The 19895-nt window shown below is 71.6% G+C and carries 22 protein-coding genes; 13 read left to right on the forward strand and 9 right to left on the reverse strand.

Going from position 1 to position 19895, the window contains the following annotated elements; genetic code table 11:
* The first annotated feature begins 159 nt into the window (after positions 1-159).
* From acsA to VK923_15495, 5 genes are all read left to right on the forward strand, one after another.
* A complete protein-coding gene (acsA, locus tag VK923_15475; protein HSJ46073.1) occupies positions 160-2004 on the forward strand; it encodes an acetate--CoA ligase in 1845 nt (614 codons plus the stop codon).
* Entirely contained in the window at positions 2004-3014 is a 1011-nt protein-coding gene (pdhA, locus tag VK923_15480) for a pyruvate dehydrogenase (acetyl-transferring) E1 component subunit alpha (GenBank protein ID HSJ46074.1), read from the forward strand. The genes acsA and pdhA overlap by 1 nt, the downstream gene beginning before the upstream one ends.
* Entirely contained in the window at positions 3011-3988 is a 978-nt protein-coding gene (locus tag VK923_15485; protein HSJ46075.1) for an alpha-ketoacid dehydrogenase subunit beta, read from the forward strand. The genes pdhA and VK923_15485 overlap by 4 nt, the downstream gene beginning before the upstream one ends.
* A gap of 398 nt (positions 3989-4386) precedes the next feature.
* A complete protein-coding gene (locus tag VK923_15490) occupies positions 4387-5388 on the forward strand; it encodes a 2-oxo acid dehydrogenase subunit E2 (protein HSJ46076.1) in 1002 nt (333 codons plus the stop codon).
* Complete coding sequence (locus VK923_15495) at positions 5385-5636, forward strand: phosphopantetheine-binding protein (protein HSJ46077.1); 252 nt, start codon at positions 5385-5387, stop codon at positions 5634-5636. The genes VK923_15490 and VK923_15495 overlap by 4 nt, the downstream gene beginning before the upstream one ends.
* A 44-nt stretch (positions 5637-5680) precedes the next feature.
* Here the strand turns inward: VK923_15495 and VK923_15500 are convergent, their stop codons facing one another.
* Genes VK923_15500 through VK923_15525 form a run of 6 tightly spaced genes read right to left on the reverse strand, consistent with a single transcriptional unit; the run spans position 5681 to position 10641 of the window.
* Complete coding sequence (locus VK923_15500; protein HSJ46078.1) at positions 5681-7417, reverse strand: DUF5671 domain-containing protein; 1737 nt, start codon at positions 7415-7417, stop codon at positions 5681-5683.
* The gene (locus tag VK923_15505; GenBank protein ID HSJ46079.1) at positions 7414-7896 is read right to left on the reverse strand and encodes a hypothetical protein; all 483 of its coding nucleotides are present in this window, start codon (positions 7894-7896) and stop codon (positions 7414-7416) included. The genes VK923_15500 and VK923_15505 overlap by 4 nt, the downstream gene beginning before the upstream one ends.
* A 35-nt stretch (positions 7897-7931) precedes the next feature.
* Entirely contained in the window at positions 7932-8318 is a 387-nt protein-coding gene (locus VK923_15510) for a hypothetical protein (GenBank protein HSJ46080.1), read from the reverse strand.
* Between the two features lies 1 nt (position 8319).
* Positions 8320-8718, reverse strand: coding sequence for a hypothetical protein (locus VK923_15515; GenBank protein HSJ46081.1), 399 nt, complete (start codon positions 8716-8718; stop codon positions 8320-8322).
* 4 nt (positions 8719-8722) lie between these two features.
* Positions 8723-9481, reverse strand: coding sequence for a 2Fe-2S iron-sulfur cluster-binding protein (locus VK923_15520; protein HSJ46082.1), 759 nt, complete (start codon positions 9479-9481; stop codon positions 8723-8725).
* A complete protein-coding gene (locus VK923_15525; protein HSJ46083.1) occupies positions 9478-10641 on the reverse strand; it encodes an FAD-dependent oxidoreductase in 1164 nt (387 codons plus the stop codon). The genes VK923_15520 and VK923_15525 overlap by 4 nt, the downstream gene beginning before the upstream one ends.
* Positions 10642-10892: 251 nt before the next feature.
* Here VK923_15525 and VK923_15530 point away from each other — a divergent pair, with 251 nt between their 5' ends.
* On the forward strand, positions 10893-12344 hold the full coding sequence (locus tag VK923_15530) for a DUF4389 domain-containing protein (protein HSJ46084.1): 1452 nt from the start codon (positions 10893-10895) through the stop codon (positions 12342-12344).
* Between the two features lie 202 nt (positions 12345-12546).
* Here the strand turns inward: VK923_15530 and VK923_15535 are convergent, their stop codons facing one another.
* Positions 12547-13203, reverse strand: coding sequence for a phosphoribosyltransferase family protein (locus tag VK923_15535; protein ID HSJ46085.1), 657 nt, complete (start codon positions 13201-13203; stop codon positions 12547-12549).
* Between the two features lie 267 nt (positions 13204-13470).
* Between VK923_15535 and VK923_15540 the strand changes: the two genes are divergently transcribed.
* The 7 genes from VK923_15540 (at position 13471) to VK923_15570 (ending at position 19068) form a co-directional block, all read left to right on the forward strand.
* The gene (locus tag VK923_15540) at positions 13471-14091 is read left to right on the forward strand and encodes a hypothetical protein (protein ID HSJ46086.1); all 621 of its coding nucleotides are present in this window, start codon (positions 13471-13473) and stop codon (positions 14089-14091) included.
* A 17-nt stretch (positions 14092-14108) separates the two neighbouring features.
* Positions 14109-14957: an LCP family protein gene (locus tag VK923_15545; protein ID HSJ46087.1), complete on the forward strand. Its 849-nt coding sequence runs from the start codon at positions 14109-14111 to the stop codon at positions 14955-14957.
* Between the two features lie 2 nt (positions 14958-14959).
* The gene (locus VK923_15550; protein ID HSJ46088.1) at positions 14960-15511 is read left to right on the forward strand and encodes a hypothetical protein; all 552 of its coding nucleotides are present in this window, start codon (positions 14960-14962) and stop codon (positions 15509-15511) included.
* Positions 15512-15989: 478 nt separating this feature from the next.
* Entirely contained in the window at positions 15990-17234 is a 1245-nt protein-coding gene (locus VK923_15555; protein HSJ46089.1) for an FAD/NAD(P)-binding oxidoreductase, read from the forward strand.
* Positions 17231-17545, forward strand: coding sequence for a TusE/DsrC/DsvC family sulfur relay protein (locus VK923_15560; GenBank protein HSJ46090.1), 315 nt, complete (start codon positions 17231-17233; stop codon positions 17543-17545). Before VK923_15555 ends, VK923_15560 begins: the two co-directional genes overlap by 4 nt.
* 21 nt (positions 17546-17566) lie before the next feature.
* A complete protein-coding gene (locus tag VK923_15565; GenBank protein ID HSJ46091.1) occupies positions 17567-18079 on the forward strand; it encodes a DsrE/DsrF/DrsH-like family protein in 513 nt (170 codons plus the stop codon).
* The gene (locus VK923_15570; protein ID HSJ46092.1) at positions 18076-19068 is read left to right on the forward strand and encodes a hypothetical protein; all 993 of its coding nucleotides are present in this window, start codon (positions 18076-18078) and stop codon (positions 19066-19068) included. Before VK923_15565 ends, VK923_15570 begins: the two co-directional genes overlap by 4 nt.
* 220 nt (positions 19069-19288) lie before the next feature.
* Here the strand turns inward: VK923_15570 and VK923_15575 are convergent, their stop codons facing one another.
* Positions 19289-19531: a hypothetical protein gene (locus VK923_15575; GenBank protein HSJ46093.1), complete on the reverse strand. Its 243-nt coding sequence runs from the start codon at positions 19529-19531 to the stop codon at positions 19289-19291.
* Positions 19532-19553: 22 nt separating this feature from the next.
* Positions 19554-19895 (reverse strand): pyridoxamine 5'-phosphate oxidase family protein (locus tag VK923_15580; protein HSJ46094.1); only part of this gene is annotated, 342 nt, incomplete at its 5' end.

Genomic DNA, 19895 nt, shown 5'->3' on the forward strand with positions numbered 1-19895 from the left:
GTGTCCGACCTGTCACCCTCCGTCGTCGCACGTGAGCCGCAACAGCTCGGCCTGACGTTCCGGCGCGTGACGGAAGACCCGTGTGGGAGGGGGCGGAGTGCCCATGCTCCGCCTGCGTCGGGCACCTACCGTCTGCAGCAACCTGCAGGAGGCGGTCGGATGACGTCACGCGACCTGCGGTCGCCCGGTACCACAGCGGAGGTCGGCGTCAGCGCCCCGGCCGCCGCCCCGTGGCCAGTCATCGCCAAGGCGCCGGGGACCAGGCCGGTCCGCCCGAACCTTGACGACTACGACCGGATCAGGGTTACGTTCTCGTGGGAGGACGCGGCGCGGGAGCTCGACGGCCTGCCCGGAGGCGGGCTCAACATCGCACACGAGACGGTCGACCGCCACGCTGCGGGACCACGGCGGGACGTGGTCGCCCTGCGGTTCGTCGGGACGGACCTGGACGTCGTCGATCTGACGTACACCCAGCTCGCCGACGCGACCGACCGGTTCGCGAACATGCTGGACGACCTCGGCGTCCGGTCCGGCGAACGCGTCTTCGCGCTCGTCGGGCGGATCCCCGCGCTCTACATCGCCGCACTCGGCACCCTCAAGCACGGCAGCGTGTTCTGTCCGCTGTTCTCGGCGTTCGGGCCGGAGCCGATCCGCCAGCGGCTGGCGATCGGTGACGGCGTGGCGCTGGTGACCACGCCGCGGCTGTACGAGCGCAAGGTCACCGGCATCCGCGAGGCCGTGCCCACGCTGCGTCACGTGCTGGTCGCCGACGTCGGCGACGCCGCGCCTCCGGAAGGCACCGTGGACCTCGACCGCCCGCTGGCAAACGCGTCGCCGGCGCACCGGCGGCGCGCGACCGCCCCCGATGATCTGGCGCTGCTGCACTTCACGAGCGGGACGACCGGCACACCGAAGGGTGCGATGCACGTGCACGGAGCGGTCGTCGCCCACCACGCGACGGCCAGGTACGCCCTCGACCTCCATAGCGACGACGTCTACTGGTGCACGGCGGACCCCGGCTGGGTGACCGGCACGTCGTACGGCATCGTCGCACCGCTCGCGCACGGGGTCACCAGCATCGTCGACACGGGCGAGTTCGACGCGGCGCGCTGGTACAGGATCGTCGAGCGGCTGGGGGTCACGGTGTGGTACACGGCACCCACGGCCATCCGCCGGCTGATGCGGGCGGGTGCCGATCTCGCCGCCGAGTTCGACCTCAGCCGCCTCCGGTTCGTCGCCAGCGTCGGTGAACCGCTCAACCCGGAGGCGGTGGTGTGGGGTGCGTCGGTGCTCGGCCGGCCGATCCACGACAACTGGTGGCAGACCGAGACCGGCGCGATCATGATCGCCAACTTCGCCGCTAGCCCGATCAGGCCCGGCTCGATGGGACGCCCCGTGCCCGGCATCGACGCGGCGGTCGTGCGGGTCGACCGGGACATGCGACCGGTCATCACGGACGGTGTCCCTGAGCTCATCGACGCCTCCGACGTCGAGGGCATGCTGGCGCTTCGGGTCGGGTGGCCGTCGATGTTCCGCGGCTACCTGCACGAGCCCGGGCGCTACGCCAGGACCTTCGCCGGGGACTGGTACCTGTCGGGCGACCTGGCACGCCGGGACGCCGACGGCTGGTTCTGGTTCGTCGGCCGCGCCGACGACGTGATCAAGTCCGCCGGGCACCTCATCGGTCCGTTCGAGGTAGAGAGCGTACTGCTTGAGCACCCCGCCGTGGCGGAGGTGGGGGTGATCGGCACGCCCGATCCGCTGGCAGGTGAGATCGTCAAGGCGTTCGTCGCGCTCAACCCGGGCCACGAGCCCGGCAGGCAGCTGCAGCTGGAGTTGCTCGGCCATGCGCGGCGTCGCCTCGGTGCGGCCGTCGCGCCGCGGGTGATCGAGTTCTCCACCGACCTTCCGAAGACGCGCAGCGGCAAGATCATGCGCAGGCTGCTGAAGGCCCGCGAGCTGGGCCTGCCCGAGGGGGACACGTCGACGCTGGAGCGCCTGTGATGACCACGCCCGCACCCGCACCATCGCCCGCCACCGACCGGGAGCATGCACATGTCCTGCTGCGGCGCATGCTGCTGGTCCGGCGCTTCGAGGAGCGCTGCGCCGAGCTGTACAGCGAGACGAAGATCCGCGGCTTCCTGCACCTCTACATCGGGCAGGAGGCGGTCGCCGCTGGTGCGCTCGGCGTACTCGACGCCGACGACGCGGTCGTGGCCACCTACCGCGAGCACGGGCACGCGCTGCTGCGCGGCGTGTCGGCCCGCGCGGTGATGGCGGAGATGTTCGGCAAGGTGGAGGGTTGCAGCCGCGGCCGCGGCGGGTCGATGCACCTGTTTGATGCGGCCACCCGCTTCTACGGCGGCAACGCGATCGTCGGCGGTGGCCTGCCGCTGGCCGTCGGGTTGGCGCTGGCGGACAAGCTCGCGGGGAGGAGGCGTGTCACTGCGTGCTTCTTCGGCGAGGGTGCCGTCGCTGAGGGCGAGTTCCACGAGTCGCTCAACCTGGCGGCGCTGTGGGACCTGCCGGTGCTGTTCTGTTGCGAGAACAACCGGTACGCCATGGGCACCGCACTGCGGCGCTCGGAGTCCGAAATCGATCTGTCGCTGAAAGCCGCGGCCTACGAGATGCCAGCCTGGCCCGTCGACGGCATGGACGTCCTCGCGGTCGAGGACGCGGCGGCCAACGCGGTCCGTGCGATCCGCGGTGGTGGTGGCCCGCACTTCCTGGAGCTGCGGACCTACCGCTTCCGCGCGCACTCGATGTTCGACCCGCAGCGCTACCGGTCGTCGGAGGAGGTCGAGTATGAGCGGACGCACCACGATCCGATCGCGCAGTTCGACGAGCGGCTGCGCGCGGCCGGCCTGCTCGACGACCAGGATGTCGGTCGGATCGAGCAGGACGTGACCCGCGAGATCGACGACGCGGTCGCGTTCGCCGAGGCGGGCACGCTCGAGCCCGTCGCCGAGCTGACCCGGTTCGTCTACAGCGACTCGGCGGAGGAGGAGGCGTGAAGCTCACCTACCGCGAGGCCATGCGCGAGGCACTGCGCGACGCGCTTGCCCGGGACGACCGTGTGTTCCTGATGGGGGAGGACGTGGGTGCGTACGGTGGGTGCTTCGCGGTCAGCCTCGGGCTGTTCGAGGAGTTCGGCCCCGAACGCGTCCGTGACACCCCGCTGTCGGAGTCGGCGTTCGTGGGCGCGGGCATCGGCGCCGCACTCGGTGGCATGCGACCGATCGTCGAGATCATGACGGTCAACTTCAGCCTGCTGGCGCTCGACCAGATCATGAACAACGCCGCCACGATCCTGCACATGTCCGGAGGCCAGTTCAACGTGCCGTTGGTGATCCGCATGACCACGGGGGCAGGCCGCCAGCTGGCTGCACAGCACTCCCACAGCCTGGAGGGCTGGTACGGGCACATTCCCGGCATCAAGGTGCTCGCGCCGGCGACGGTCGCGGACGCGCGCTGGATGCTGTGGACCGCGCTGGAGGACCCCGATCCGGTCCTCATCTTCGAGCACGGCAGCCTCTACGGGGTGGAGGGCGACGCGACGGAGTCCGGCCCGGTCGACATCGACCGTGCGGTGATCCGCCGCTCCGGCCGGCATGTGACGATGGTCACCTACGGTGGCAGCCTGCCGAAGACGCTCGCCGCCGCCGAGCAGCTCTCCGGTGAGGGCATCAGTGCCGAGGTCATCGACCTCAGGTCGCTGCGACCCCTCGACGCCGACGCGTTCCTGGTGTCGGTGGCGCGGACCCACCGCGTCGTCATCGTCGACGAGGGTTGGCGCAGCGGCAGCATCTCCGCTGAGATCAGCGCGACCATCGCCGAGCACGCCCTGCACGAGCTCGACGCGCCGATCCTGCGGGTCTGCGCCGCGGAGGTGCCGATGCCGTATCCCGCACACCTGGAGCAGGCCGCACTGCCGCAGCCGGCAGCCATCGTCGCGGCCGCACACACTGCGGTGACGGGCGATGCCTGAATTCCGCATGCCCTCGCTCGGTGCCGACATGGATGCCGGCACCCTGGTCGAGTGGCGCGTGGGCCCCGGCGATGTCGTCCATCGCGGGGACATCGTGGCCGTCGTCGACACCGACAAGTCGGCGATCGAGGTCGAGGTGTTTGACAGCGGCGTCGTCGACGAGTTGCTCGTCGACGAGGGCGCGCACGTGCCGGTCGGCACGCCGCTCGCCCGCATCCGCGCGCCGGTCGACGGCGTGCCCGCAGCCGAGGTCGCGGCACCCTCGACCGCGGCCGAGCCTGCGGGCGTGACGCGGCCGACGGTCTCCGCTGAAAGCACCCGCGCCGGTGCCACCGGCCCCGTTGGAGCCACCTGCCCCGGTGTCGGCCCATGTGGAACCTGCGCCAGTCCAGGCCCGGGTGGGACCAGCCCCCTCCGAGGAAGGTGCGGCCGCACCCGCCCACTCCCCGCTGGTGCGCCGCCTGGCGCGGATGCACGGGATCGACCTCGCCACGGTGATCGGCACCGGGCCCGCCGGGGAGGTCACGCGAGCCGACGTCGAGCAGGCGGTCGCGCGTGCCGGACGACCGCGCATCTCGCCGTATGCGCGCCGGCTGCTCGCCGGCACCGGGGTCGACGCGACCCGGATCCGTGGCACCGGACCGCATGGCATGATCGTCGCGCGCGACGTCGTCGCGCTGTCCGGTCCGGCGGCGCCGGCGCCCGCCGGCCCGGAGGCGCCGGGCAGAGCCGACCGGCGGTCGGCGCAGCAGCGCGTGACCGCAGCGCTGATGGCCAGGTCGAAGCAGCAGATCCCGCACTACTACCTGCGCACCGACATCGACCTGACGCGCGCGACGACGTGGCTGGCGGACCGCAACGAGGGCCAGCTGATCACCGAGCGCGTGCTACCGTCCGCCTTGCTGCTCAAGGCCGCCGCCGTCGCCGCGGCGCAGGCGCCGGACATGAACGGGCACTGGGTCGACGGTGCCTTCCGGCCCGCCGACGAGGTACGGCTGGGCGTCGCGATCTCGCAGCGCGGTGGAGGGCTGATCGCACCCGCCATCCCTGGTGCCGATGCGCTGTCCGTCGACGACCTCATGGCGGCCCTGCGGGAGCTGATCGCCGGCGCGCGTGCCGGCACGCTGCGCAGCTCGCACATGGTCGAGCCGACGATCACCGTCACCAACCTCGGCGACCGGGGCGCGGACGTCGTCCACGGCGTGATCTACCCGCCGCAGGTCGCACTGGTCGGCTTCGGCCGCATCGCCGCTCGCCCGTGGGTGGTGGACGGCACCGTCACGGCGCGTACCGGCGTCATCGGAACGCTCGCCGGCGACCACCGGGTCAGCGACGGCCACCGCGGCGGCCGCTACCTGGCCACCGTGGACCGCCTCCTGCAGGAGCCAGCACAGCTATGACCACGACCGACGACCTGCGCGACACGATCCTGGACGTCGTGCGCACCATCGCGCCCGACGCCGACGTCGAGGGCCTCGGCCCGCACACCGACATGCGGGACCACCTCGATCTCGACTCGTTCGACTTCCTCAACGTGCTCGTCGAGCTCTCCGCGCGCACCGGCGTCGACATCCCCGAGGGCGACTACGCCAAGGTGTCGACGCTCGACGACTGCATCGCGTACATCGAGGCGCGCACGGCGGCCTGACGACACCTGGTCGGACGCGACGGCGCTGAACGATCCGCGTCCTTCTAGGTACGGTCGTACGGGATGGCGTGGATCGTGCCGTCGGCATCGATCGTCACGAGCAGGCGCGTGTGCGGCGAGGCCATGATCGCCGCCGCCACGGCGTCGGTGTCGACGTCCGCCGCGTCCACGTCGAGCCGGTGCAGCCTCCGTACGCTCGCACCGGTGCGTCGCGCCAGCGCCGCCGCCATCTCCTCGCCGTCGGCGCTGACGAGCAGCACGTGACGGCGCGGTGGCTGCGACGGCGCCGCCGCCCGGTCCTCCTGGAGCACCGCCCAGTGGTACGCGGACACCGCACCGGCGGCGACGACCAGGGCGATGGCGACACGCATGTCGTACAGGACGGTCGCTGCGAGCCGACCCTCGAGCAGGTCGCGGAAGACGACGAACAGGGTGGCGACCGCGCTGATCGCAGCCGTCAGGCCGCTCACGCCGAAGATCACCAGCACGTACGTCCGGCGTGACGGCGACCGCCGTTCGACCGGGGGACCGGTCCGCACCCGGCCCTGCAGCCTGCGCCAGAACAGCGCCCACAGCGGCGTGCCGACGATCAGCAGCGTCAGCGCGAGGGCCACCGTGTCGCCGCCACGTACCCCGGACCCGGCGAGCGGCACCGGCGCCACGGCCTCGATCAGCGCCGCGAGCGCCATCGTCAGCCCGCACGTCGCGGCGACGAGCCCCACCGCTGCCACGAGGTGCTCGTAGGCACGGTCCGGCTCCGACCGCTCACGACCCGCGATGCGGAGCACGGCCGCGTGGTACCGCCACACCCAGAGGCCGACCGCGGTGACCGCCACCGCGCGCGGCGTGGCCGCGAAGTGGACCGCCGCCCCCGTCCCGGGGCTGCCGATGGCCCATGCGAGCAGCGCGTACAGCGTCACGCCGGCGGACACGGTGGTCGTCAGCAGGCCGCCCAGCACGCCGACGACGAGCACGTAGAGGTGCCAGAGCGTGTCCCGTCGTGCGGAGATCGCGTGGTGCAGCCAGTGGAACCACCAGACCAGCGCCCCGAGGGTTGCGCTCACCAGGCTGCGACGCAGTGCCTCCGTGGACCAACCCTCGATCAGCGCGGCGCCGGCGATCGCCCGGTAGGCCTGCCCCGTCCCGAACGACAGCACGCCGACCGCGCCGGCGGCCAGCGTGACGAGGCCGACCGCCGATCCGACGAGCGCCACAAGGTGCCGGCGTGGGCCGGCGGGAGCCAGCGGCGACCGCTCCAGGAACCACGCGTGCAACCCCCAGACAGGACCCCACACCACCGCCGCCCCCACCGCCTGCGGAACCACGGCGTCCGTCGTCACCAGGCCGGTCCCGACGCGGATCACGTTGACGAGGGCGACGACCAGCGTGACCGTCGCCGCGATTGTGACGTACACCGCCCAGGCCGTGGACGATCGTTCGTCGACGTCGCGGGCCAGGCGACGGCGCACGGCGCGCCACAGGACCAGCCACAGCGGCACGGCGACGATCGTCAGCGACAGGCCCAGCGCCGTCTCGGCGGGCGCGGGACCGACGAAACGGCCGTCCACCGGCAGGGCGGCCGTGACCAGGCCGGTCACCCCGCTGGCGGCGGAGAAGAGCGCCACCAGCAGGAAGAGGTACTGCAGCAGGCGCCGCAGCGAGCGCTGGTCGCCGTCGCCGTCGCCGTCGCCGTCGCCGTCGCGGTTGTCCCGCCCTCGCCCGTGCCACGTGAGCACGGCCAGCGACACTCCGAGCACGAGCAGGCCCACGATGAGGATCACGGCTGCCCCTCACACGACACCAGCGGCCAAGGGATGCCGGTAAACCGCCATGCGCCGACCTCGCGGGTGAGCCTGAACAGCTCCGTCGTGCTGTCCACCGCCTCGAAGGGCGGCAGTGCCGTGTTCGGGTGCAGCACGACGCGCACCTCAGCGCGGTCGCCCGTGACCTGGACGTCGTCGAGGTCTGCGGTCAGGCCCTCGGGGACCCACGTCGCGCGGAACGCCGACGCGGGGCAGCGCTCGGCCGTCGCCTCGGACAGGTAGCCTGTCGCAGCTGCGTGGTCATGCTCGAGCACGGCCTGCAGGTATGCCTGGACGACGCCCTCGGGGCGGCCGATGTCGAGCGACGTCGGTGGGCGCAGCGCCGCGATGACCAGGCCGACGACGAGGGCGACGACCACCAGGCCAGCGAGGATCCACAGCAGCGACGTCGGGCGTCGCAGCCGGGTCCGGTGCGGCTCGAGGTCGCTGGCGGTCATCACGGGTCACTGTCCTCCGTCCGAGCGTCCAATGGTCAGCGCGCGACGACCCAGAGCAGCCAGACGCCGTAGACGACCGTCGCGACCCCGACGCCGGTGACCCAGCGCGTGATGCGCCGCTCGATCGCCGGCGTCGGTCCGAGGTCGAACAGCACGGCGCGGACGCCCAACATCGCGTGCAGGGTCACGGTCGCGAGGAACAGGTGCTCAACGACGAAGATGACCGGTGATCGCAGGTAGTCGACGACCTCGGCGTACGTCCGCAGCCCACCCTCCACGATGAAGTGATGGGCGACCATGTGCACGGTCAGCAGCACGAGCAGGGCGACGCCCGTCGCGGCCTGCCACAGCCACGCGGTGCTCGACCGCTCGCGGGTGGCGAACGGCGATGCGGCTTCGGTCATCCGGGTGTCGGTCGTCATGTCAGTCCCCGAACAGGAGCACGGCCGCGGTCACCGTGGCCACCGCGCCGGCGACGGAGGCGACGATCAGCATCGTGCGCTGCGCCCGCACCCCGAACCCCAGTCCTACGATGGTCAGGCGCAGGCCGTTGAGCGCGTGGATCACCCACCCGGCCACCAGGACCACGTCCAGCGCCAGGAACACCGGCGAGCGCATCACGTCGACGAAGCGGTCGTAGGACCCGGGTCCGCGTGCGAGCAGGCTCAGCACGGCCAGGTGGATGTAGAGGTAGCCGACCAGCGCAAGGCCGGTGATCCGGTTGGCCACGTAGGCCCAGGTACCCGAGCCGCGGTGCCGCACGGCGACCCAGCGCGATGTCGCGCGGAGCCTCGACGATCGGGCTGGTGGGCCCGTGCTCATGGTGTCACCTCACGCGTCCGCGCAGCCGTCGTCGCAGCAGGTCGCGACGTTGCTGCATGATCGACTCCGCCGGATCGACCTGCTGCGGGCAGCGCGTCGTGCACTCCCACGCACCGTGGCAACGCCACACGCCGTGCTCACCGTCGGCGAGGTCGAGCAGGCGCTCGCGCTCCTGCGGGTCGTCGGTCTCGACACGTGCTCGAGCGAGCGCCGCCAGCATCGCCGGGCCGCGGAACCGGTCGTCGGTCGCCATCGTCGGGCACGCACTGATGCAGATCCCGCACTCGACGCAGTTCTCGAACCGGTTGAACCGCGCGAGGCCGTCCGCGACCTCGACGGGCCGGGCACGCAGGTCGCCACCGTCCGTTGGGATCGGCAGCCGGTCCTCGGCTGTGCGCGTGATCGTCATGGTCGACGCGCGCATGCGGTCGAAGAACCCGGCGACGTCCACAGTGAGGTCGCCGGCGAGCGGCAGGTTGCGCAATGGCTCGACCCGGACGGGGCTGCGCTGCCGCAACGCCTCCGACAGGTCCGCGATGCACGGCAGCGCCTCGACGCCGTTGACCAGTATCCCGCAGGTCCCGCAGGACGCGTGGTGGCAGGCGTGGCGAAACGTCAGCGACCGGTCGTGGCGCGCCCAGACCGCCTCGATCGCGTCGAGCACGGTGGCGTCGTCGTGGACGGTGACCTCATGCTCCTCGAACCGGCGGTCGGTGCCGCCCGGCCCGCAACGGAACACCTCCAGGGTCGCGGTGATCGTCATGACCTCGCGTGGAAGCGTCGATGGTCGACGAGCGGGATGTCTGTTGTGCGGCACGGCGCGTCGACGCCGAGCTTGCCGCACACGATGTCGGCGACCTTCTCGGCCATGGCACGGGCCGTCGTCGTCTTTCCACCCGAGATCGTCACGAAGCCCTCCACGCCGTCGGCCTTGTGGTCGAAGCACTCGAACGTGCGGCTGACCAGCCGGGCGTCGACCCCCGGCTTGCTGATCAGCGGACGGGCCACCGCCATGACGCCGCGGATGCTGGCGGCGGCGATCTCCGGGAGCAGGTCCCGGCCACGGTCGAGCATCCGCGTGACGTGGTCGGCGGGGATCGGGATGTGGTCGGGGTCGTCGACGCTCCACGACGTCGTGCCGATGATCGACGTCGTGCGCTGGGGCACCACGATGTCGCCGTCGGACGGCACGTTGAGCCGGTTGATGACCATGTTGTTGAGCCGTCGCCCCATCGTCACCATCACCCCGGGCGTCGGGCTGACCGGGACGTCGACCTCCGCCATGGACGCCAGGTGCTCCGCCCACGGCCCACCGGCGTTTATGACGAGGTCGGCGCCCAGTGTGTCGGTGCGTCCCGTGAGGCGGTCCACGACGGTCACGCCCGTGACGTAGCCGTTGGTGCTGTCGAGGTCGACGACCTCGGTGAAGGTCCTGACCTGCGCGCCGTTGGCCTGCGCGGTCGCGAGGAACGCGAGGCAGAACCGGTAGGGCTCGAACACGCCGTCGGGCACCTGCACCGCCGCGAGGACGTCTGGTGTGAGGAACGGCTCGAGCTGCCTCGCGCGGTCCGGTTCCAGCTCGCGCGCCGGGATGTGGCAGCGGGCGCAGGCCTCGAGGAAGGCGTCCTTGTAGGCCAGGTCTTCCTCGGTGGTCGCCACGAACAGCCCGTCGTTCAGCTCCAGCAGGTCGGGCATGATCCGGCGCAGCGCCAGGTTCTCGTCGATGCACTCGATGCCCGCCTCGTCGTCGGTCACGCAGTAGCGACCACCGGAGTGCAGCAGGCAGTGGTTGCGCCCGGTCGTGCCGGACGCAACCTCACCGCGTTCGACGACGACGACGTCGACGCCGCGCAGCGCGAGGTCGTGCGCCGTCGCGGCCCCTGTCGAGCCCGCGCCGATCACGATGACCCGTGGACGACCCATGTCACGTCCGCTCCTCGCCGAGCGCCGACCCAAGGAAACCCGCAGGCGCCGGGGTGTGCCCAGGGCCGAAGTCCCGGTCGGACGGTACCGTTCGGCGATCCACGCCGGTCCACCGACCATCGTCCGTCCGATTCCGCGCCGTTCGGCCCTGTCCTTCTGCCGACGGTCCCACAGGCTGGACCTGGTCCGGGACCGCGCGAGGTCCCTCGCATGCGACTGCGGTGACCCGGCACAGGTGGAGGTGGCACACGATGACTGCGACACGCGTGACCCTGTTGGTCGTGGGCGCCATCGCCGGTCTGATCGGCATGGCGCTGGTCGCTGCCGGCCTCGCACTGCTGGTGTTCGACGCCGCAGGACAGGACGCCGACGGCTACTTCACCAGCCCGTCCTACGAGCTGGCGACGAACGGGTACGCGATCACGTCAGAGGACATCGATTTGCGCGTGGAGGCCGAGCCGGCCGCCTGGACTCCGGACTTCGGCGACGTCAGCGCCCGGGTGACCGTGACGCCCGACGACCCCACGAGCGAGGTCTTCGTGGGCATCGCGCCCAAGGACGACGTGGATCGGTACCTGGGCGGCGTCAACCACGCCGTCATCAGCCGGCTCGGGGACCAGCCCGAGGACGTCAGCTACGGTCAGATCGCGGGTGAGCGGACGCCGCAGCCTCCGGACACCCAGACGTTCTGGGATGAGTCGAGCGTGGGCGCCGGGGAGCAGGCCATCACCTGGGACGTCCGGTCCGGGCAGTGGGCGGTGGTCATCATGGCTGCCGACGCATCGGCCGGTGTCGCGGTGGACGCCACGGCCGGCGTCGCGTCGTCGCTGCTCGTTCCCATCGGTGTGGGCCTGCTGTTGTTCGGACTGCTCGCGCTCGGCGGCGCGGTCACCCTGGTGGTCGCGGCCGTCGCGGGAGCCGCCGAGCGACCGCCCGGCGAGCCCATCCCGGTGGGCGGGCCCGGCATGCCGGCGGATCGTGTGTACCCCGTGGTGGTCGAGGCGACGCTGGACGATCCCAGCCGCGGGCTGTGGCTGGTCAAGTGGCTGCTGCTGATCCCGCACTACATCGTGCTGTTCCTGCTGTGGATCGCGTTCGCGCTGCTGACCCTGGTCGCGGGGATCGTGATCCTGTTCACCGGTCGCTACCCCAGTGGGATCTTCGCGTTCACCAGCGGCGTGCTGCGGTGGACGTGGCGCGTCGGCTACTACGGCTACAGCGCGCTGGGCACCGACCGGTACCCGCCCTTCACCCTGGCCGACGTCGACTACCCGGCGCGGCTCGACGTCGCCGAGCCCGGTCCGCTGTCGCGCGGCCTCGTGCTGATCAAGTGGTGGCTGCTGGCGATCCCGCACTACATCGTGCTGGGTGTGCTGGTCGGCAACGGCGTCACCTGGACGACCACCGAGGGCACGGCGGGCCGTGTCCAGGTCGCCACGGGCGGGCTGATCTTCCTGCTCGTGATCATCGCCGGGTTCGCGCTGCTGTTCACCGGCCGCTACCCGCCGGGCCTGTTCGACTTCGTCATGGGGCTCAACCGGTGGGTGTACCGCGTGATCGCCTACGTCGCGCTGATGACCGACGAGTACCCGCCGTTCCGGCTCGATGCCGGGGGCAGTGAACCGACGCCGACTCCGCCGCCACCGACCGACGACGAGCCGTCCGCAGCGTCACGTCCGGGCGACCAGCCGGCCGAGGTCTGACAGCCGTCGCGCCGGTCGCAGGTGACCGGCCATCACGTCGATGGCCGGTCACGGTGCCGGCGATCGGCGCGGTCAGCGATCGGCCACGGTGCGCCGCCCACCGGCACGGACGGTGCCGTGCCCGGCGCCCGGCAGCGTCGGCGACGCGTCACGCCGGCGGCATCGACCCGGGTGACACCGCCGGCGGCGCGCCACGCGGCCGTCACGCGGTGTCGATCGGAGCTGTCGACGCGTGGGCCGCGAAGAGTGCGGCGACCTCGTCGTCGCCGATGGGCGCGAAGTGGTTGTACCACTGCCGGATGGACGTGAACGCGTGGGGAGCGTGCAGGCACACGACCTCGTCGGCGTGGTCCCGCAGGTCGCGCACGGTCCGGGCTGGACCGACCGGCACCGCCACGACGACCTGCCGGACGTTGCGTCGGCGCATCACCTCGACGGCCGACTTCGCGAGCAGGCCGGTCGCGACGCCGTCATCGACGACGATCACCGTGCGGCCCTCCACGGTCAGCGGGGATCGCGTACCGCGGTACCAGCGGGTCCGGCGGTCGAGTTCGGCTTCCTCGTCCGCGACCACGCCCTCGAGCTGGGCCGGTGTGATGTCGAGGCGAGACACGAGGTCGTCGTCGATGATGCGGAAGCCGCCCTCGGCGACCGCTCCCATGCCGACCGCTGGGTCCAGCGGATAGGCCAGCTTGCGCACGACCAGCAGGTCGAGGGGCGCCTGGAGCCGCTCGGCGACCTGGGTCGCGACGGGGATGCCGCCCCGTGGCAGCCCGATCACGATCGGTTGGTCGAACGAACGCAGCGCCAGGTTGTAGCCCAGGCGGCGTCCCGCGTCCTCACGGTTGACGAAGCGCATGGCCGGCTCCTGTCCACGGCGACGGGGTCTTGCCTTCCGCGTCGGTGTTCGATATCCCCCCAGCCTTCCGCCACGCGCGGTGTGGCGCGGGGTCGATCGTCACGATCCCCCCCGTCGGAGGTCCCTGTCGGACGGCAGCGCAACGCCGAGACTGGAGGGCGAAGGACAGGACAGGACATGGCCGGGTCGACGCGTGAGCGGCCAGAGAGGACACGGCCGGCGTCGTGGGACGCCGCGCCGGTCGCGACGGGCACGCACCGTCGTCACTTGCCCTGGATCCTGGCGCCGGGGCTGCTCGTGGTCCTGGTGCTGGCGGCGGCCGTCCTCCTGCTGTCCGATGGAGAGGTGCGCCGGCTGGTACCTGTACCACTCACGTCGACGACGACGTTCGACGTCACCGTGCACGTCGCCGACGTCGTCGAGATGGACAACGACGGCGTCTTCGGACGACGGCCCCCGGTGGCGGATGACGCCGTGGTGGACGCCGCGGCACGCGACATCGCCACCGTCGTCACCCGCTACCTCGATGCGGAGTTCGTGGCGACAGAGACGAGGTTCACCGACGATCCGCTGCCGGCCCTGCTCAGTGACCGCGCGCTGGCTGTCTCGCGCAGCACAGACCGCGCCGGGCTGGGTGTCGTCGACGTGGCGGTCCGGGAGGTGGAGCCGCAGCAGGTGCGGCTGACCGCGCGCATGGTCACAAGCGGCGGTGAGGTGGTGCTGGCGGCGGTCCGCTACGACGCCCGCGCGCGGCTCGTGACCGCGGACGGTGCCTCGGACGAACTGCACCAGCGCGCCCGCATGGCGTTCGTGTCGCAGGGCAGCGGTTGGCGGGCCGACGTGGTCGAGGCCGACCTCACCCTGCCCACGGGGGAGGCTGAGCGGTGAGCCGCCGGACCAGGCGCATGGGCGTGGGCACCGTCGTCCTGGCGGTGGTGATGCTGGGCGCGCTGGCGCTGTCGACGTACCGCACGGTCCTGCGTCCGGCGTATGCGCACGACGGGATCCTGGTCGTGCTCGTCGTCGGCTCGGACGTTGGCCGGCCCTACCGTCCCGGCGATCCACTGCGCGGGCGTGCCGACGCCATCCACCTGGTGGCCGTCGACGTCGGCGCGCGGCGTGCGACGGTCGTCGACATCCCGCGCGACTCGGTGATCGGGGGCACGAAGGTCAACGCGCACCTCGCGACCGGCGGTCCCGAGGCGCTGGTGGCGCAGCTCGAATCCTTCACCGGCCTGACCATCGACCACTGGGTGCTCACCACGTTCCATGGCTTCGAACGGCTGACCGCCGAGCTCGGTGGCGTGAACGTCGTGGTCGACGAGCCGATGCACGACAGCTCCTCAGGGTCGGACTTCGAGCCGGGACCTGCCCACGTCCAGGGAGCGACGGCGCTGGCGTTCGCCCGCGACCGGCACTCGCTGTCCGACGGGGACTTCGGGCGCACGCGGCACCAGGGCGAGTTGCTGCTGGCCATCCACCGACGGGTGGTCGGACACCGGCCGGGGCCGCGTGAGCTCGTCGACCTGGTTGCCACGGTGGGCCGCACCACGGTCTCGGACGTCCCGCTGCCCGATCTGCTCCCCCTCGCGGTGCTGGCCATCGACATCGAGCCCGATGCGGTCGACCACGTTCCCCTGTCCGGGCGCACCGCGATGCTGGGCGATGCCTCGGTCGTCTACCTCGAGCCCGGTGACACGTTCGCCCGTCTCGTCGACGGCCACGTCGGTCCGTCTCCGCCCGCTTCGGACTGACCGTGCCTGCCGACGCGCGGCATCGGCTCACAGCATGGGCGGCGGACGCCCTGACCTTCGGACGGGCCGTGGTGGCGATCGTCATGCCCGGTGTCCTGGCCGCCGGCAACCTCGATGCCGCCGCCATGCTGGTGGCCAGTGCATGGTGCAGCGACGCGCTGGACGGACGGCTCGCTCGTGCCAGCACACACGAGACACGGCTGCACGGTGTCGACCTCGTGGTTGACACGGCGGTGGGCGTTGGCGTGCTGCTGGGCCTGGCGCTGGCCGGGTACGCGCCTGTCCTGCCCGTCGTCCTCGCCGTTGCGGCGCTCGGGGGCGCGTTCCTCGTGACAGGCGCCGACGCGCTCGGCATGGGCCTGCAAGCCGTCGCCTACGCGTGGTTCATGGCCACGCTGTGGGCTGCGGGAGCGGCCTCGCGGTGGCTGCTGCCGTGCGTCGTCGTGGCGTTGCTCGTCCTCGAGTTCGAGCGGTTCACAACGGTCGTCGCCCCGGGGTTCATCAGCGGCGTGGCCGCCCTGGGACGACGTGTGGCTCGGCGCGGGCGCCGCTGAGGGGCATGGGGTGCCGGGGTGATCGACGTGTGACAGGTCGGCCCGCTGCTCATCCCTTCACGACGCCCAGCGGGCGCAGCCAAACGCGGTGGCCGCCTGTGTGCCGACCATCACGTACGAGGCGGCGCCCATCGATCCTCGGATCAACGCTGGCTGGCCGGTCGCGGCGAGGTCGGCGGGGAGGTCGGGGTCGTCCGGGCGGCAGGATGCGGGTGGCGCGATCGTCGAGCATCATCAGGGTCACCGTCGTCGGTCGGGGACCCGCGCGCCAGGCCGGATGGTCCCCTGGTCAGCGCCAACCGTCACGGCGTGTCGGTCCGCGGCGGCCACCCGGGGAGACCGGGTGGCGGCCACCCGGGGAGACCGGGTCTCGACGACCTGGGTCCAATGGTCCCGCGCGGTGCGAGGCGGACGCCCCTGCCACGAGGGTCGCGGAATGGGACCCTGATGCCGTCCGACAAGCCACCCGGAGGTCGTCATGAAGCGCCTGCTCGTGCTCGGGGCCGGGACCGCCGGGACGATGGTGGTCAACACGCTGCGACCGCGCCTGGATCCGCGCGAGTGGCACATCCAGATCGTGGACCAGGACGCGGCGCACCACTACCAGCCTGGGTACCTGTTCATCCCGTTCGGCACCTACACCCCCGATGAGGTCGTGCGGCCGCGCTCCAGGTTCATCCCCGACGGCGTCGAGCTCGTCACGGGCCAGATCGACGAGGTCCGTCCAGATGCGCGGGAGGTCGGGCTGGCCGACGGCGCAGTGCTCGACTACGACCAGCTGGTCATCGCCACCGGCGTGACGCCACGCCCCGACCAGACCCCGGGCATGCTCGGTCCGGAGTGGCGACGCAGCATCTTCGACTTCTACACGCTCGGCGGAGCGGTGGCGCTGCGGGACGCGCTGGCCGGGTGGCAGGGTGGGCGCCTGGTCGTGCACATCACGGAACTGCCGATGAAGTGCCCGGTGGCGCCGCTGGAGTTCGCCTTCCTCGCCGACGCGCACCTGCGCCGGCGGGGGCTGCGCGATCGCGTCGAGCTGGTCTTCGTCACGCCGCTCGACGGGGCGTTCACCAAACCGATCGCGTCGGCGCGGTTGGGCGGCATGCTCGAGAAGCGCGGGATCGCCCTGGAGACCGACTTCATGGTCGAGCGCGTCGAGCTGGACACCAGGACGCTCGTGTCCTACGACGAGCGCGAGATCCCGTTCGACCTGCTGGTCACGACCCCGGTGAACATGGGCGCAGACTTCGTGGCGCGCAGCGGTCTCGGCGACGAGCTGAACTGCGTACCGGTGGACAGGCACACGCTGCTGTCGACCCGCTACGACACGATCTTCGCGGTCGGCGACGCGGCCGACCTGCCGACCTCCAAGGCCGGGTCGACCGCGCACTTCTCGATCGAGCTCTTCGCGGACAACTTCGTCCGCCACATCAGGGGCGAGGACATGACCGAGGCCTTCGACGGCCATGCAAACTGCTTCGTCGAGGCGGGTGACGGCAAGGCCCTGCTGCTCGACTTCAACTACGACACGCAACCGTTGCCGGGCAAGTACCCGCTGCCCGTGGTCGGCCCATTCAGCCTGCTCGACGCGTCCACGGTCAACCACTGGGGCAAGCACGCGTTCAAGTGGGCCTACTGGAACGTGCTGCTGCCCGGCAGGCGCCTGCCACTGCCCGCCCGGATGACCATGGCAGGCAAGATCCACGAGGAGGTGGCGCGATGACCCTGGCCACGATGGATGGACGCCAGATCCACGTCGACGACGAGGGCTTCCTGACCGAGTACGCCGAGTGGGACCCCGAGCTCGCGCGCGTCCTGGCCGCGAACATCGGGATCGATCTGACCGACGAGCACCTGCGGACGATCGCGTTCCTGCGCGAGGACTACCGCGAGCAGGGCGAGACGCCGACGTTGCGGCGCGTCACAGCGGTCGGCGGGATCCCCACCAAGGAGCTGTTCCGGCTGTTCCCGAAGAAGCCCGCCAAGAAGATGGCCTACATCGCCGGGCTGCCCAAGCCCGTGGGCTGTGTCTGAGCGGCGAGGAGGTCGCAGACCATGACAACCATCGCTCCCGCGCCGATTCCGTCGTTCGACGACGATCAGGAGACTGCCGGACGCAAGCTGTGCATCATCTGCTCGAAGGGCTCGCTGGACATGGCGTACCCGGGCCTGGTCCTGGCCAACGCCGCGTTGGGCGAGGGCATCGAGACGCACCTGTTCTTCACGTTCTGGGGCTTCGACATCATCAACCGCGCGACGATGGGCCGCCTGCAGTTCTCGCCGGTCGGCAACCCGGCGACGCACATGCCGACAGCGCTGATGGGCCTGCCGGGCATGCAGGCGTTCGCAACGCACATGATGCGCAAGCAGATCGAGGGCATCGACGTGCCCGACGTGCCGGAGTTCCTCGAGCTGATCACCGATGCCGGAGGGCACCTGTGGGCGTGCCGCATGTCGGCCGACATGATGCATGTCACCGAGGACGACCTGTACGAGCGGGTCGAGGGCATCATCAGCGCCAGCGACTTCATCGAGCTGTCCGAGGGCGCGCAGACGATCTTCGTGTGAGCCCGGCTCGCCACGTGCACGGTGACGTCGTGGGCGATCCGGTGCCGGGTGGTCCGGCGGGGGCGACCGTACGCTCGTTGATCGCGTGGCTCATGGACGGCGATCCGGCCGTGCGCTGGCAGGTCATGCGGGACCTGCTCGGCGCACCGGATGCGGCGGTCGCCGAGGAGCGTGCGCAGGTCGCCACCCGAGGATGGGGTGCGCGGCTGCTCGCAGCGCAGGACCCGGACGGCCGCTGGGCGGGCGGGCTGTACAGCCCGAAGTGGACGTCGACGACCTACACGCTGTTGTTGCTGCAGCGGTTCGGGCTGCCCGGCTCGGACCCACAGGCGCACGCCGGCTGCAGGCTGCTGTGGGACTCCGCTGCCCGCCATGACGGCGGGCTGACCTTCGGCCGGACGAGCCGCGAGCCGGAGACGTGCATCACCGGCATGCTGGTCCTGCTCGCCGCGGCCTTCGGCCTCGACGACGAGCGCGTCGACCGGACCGTGCACTGGTTGCTGCGCCAGCAGCTCCCCGACGGCGGCTGGAACTGCGACAGCATCCGGCGGGGCTCGACGCACGGCTCGTTCCACACGTCGATCACGGTGCTCGAGGCATTGCACGCCTACGGCGGCGCGGGTGGACAGGTGGCCGTCGACCGGCACGCGGAACGTGGCCGCGCGTTCTTCCTCGCGCACCGTCTGTACCGCTCCCACCGCACCGGGGCGGTGGTCGACCCGGCGCTCACCCGCTTCCCGTTCCCGCCGCAGTGGCACTACGACATCGTCCGTGGCCTCGAGCACTTCCGCGCGGCCGGCGCCGAGCGCGACGGTCGGATGGCGGACGCGGTGGACGAGGTGCGGCGTCGCCGGGCGCGTGACGGCACCTGGAGGACGTACCGGCCGTACCCCGGCCGCTACTGGTTCGAGCTCGAGCGGTCGGGTGCTCCGAGCCGGTGGGCGACGTTCCGGGCGCTCCGGGTCCTGCGGTGGTGGCGTGCGGACTGAGGTCGGCATGCCCGACGCCGACACGGGCGAGCGACACGTCGAGGGGCGATCAGGACGCGCAGACCAGCCGCAGCCTGCCGCTTCTGGGGTCGGCCTGCGGTGGTTCGTCATCATGCGTACGGAGACTGGCGCGGCGCCCCGGGTGTCGAGGACGCGCGCACGCGGTCGTCGACAGCGATCCGGACCTGCGCGCGATCCGCATCTGGCCATAGCCGGATCGTCAGCGCACGCGGACCGGTGGGGATGGCCTGGAACCGACGGACACCCGGCGCGTCCTCGATGACGGTGCCGAACGCGCGCGGCAGGACGGCTCCCCGGCTGTCGCCTCGAACGACAGGACGTCGCCGCTGCGTCCCTCGACCTCCTCGAAGTCGGTGGTCCACTCGTCGAAGTGCTCCAAAACGTCCCGCTTGCGCACGGCGGGCAGCAGCCGCGGATCGGTGACCTCCGCCGAGCTGTCCACCCGTGTCCCTCCTCCTGCCGGGTCAGGTGATCCGGCGACCGGAGACGTGGTCGACGTCCAGGCGCAGCAGGTGGAGGCGATCGCCCGGGGCCCAGGTGCGCAGGTGCAGCTCACGGTTGCGCTCGAGCTCCGCGTCGTCCACGACCTCGGTCAGGGTGCCCTGCATCAGGACGCTCCAGCCGCGCTCCCATGCGTCGTCGACATCGTCGACCTCGAACGCCACGTCCCGGTCCTCGGCCGCCGTCGTGAGCCTGCTCGAGGGGTCGGTGCGCAGGTACACCGTCCGACCGGTCACCGCATAGTTCATCGGGTAGACGACCACGCGGCCGCCGTCGGTGAACGCGACCCGACCGAGGGCGGGCCG

It is taken from the genome of Euzebyales bacterium, assembly GCA_035461305.1.
GTDB lineage: Bacteria > Actinomycetota > Nitriliruptoria > Euzebyales > JAHELV01 > JAHELV01.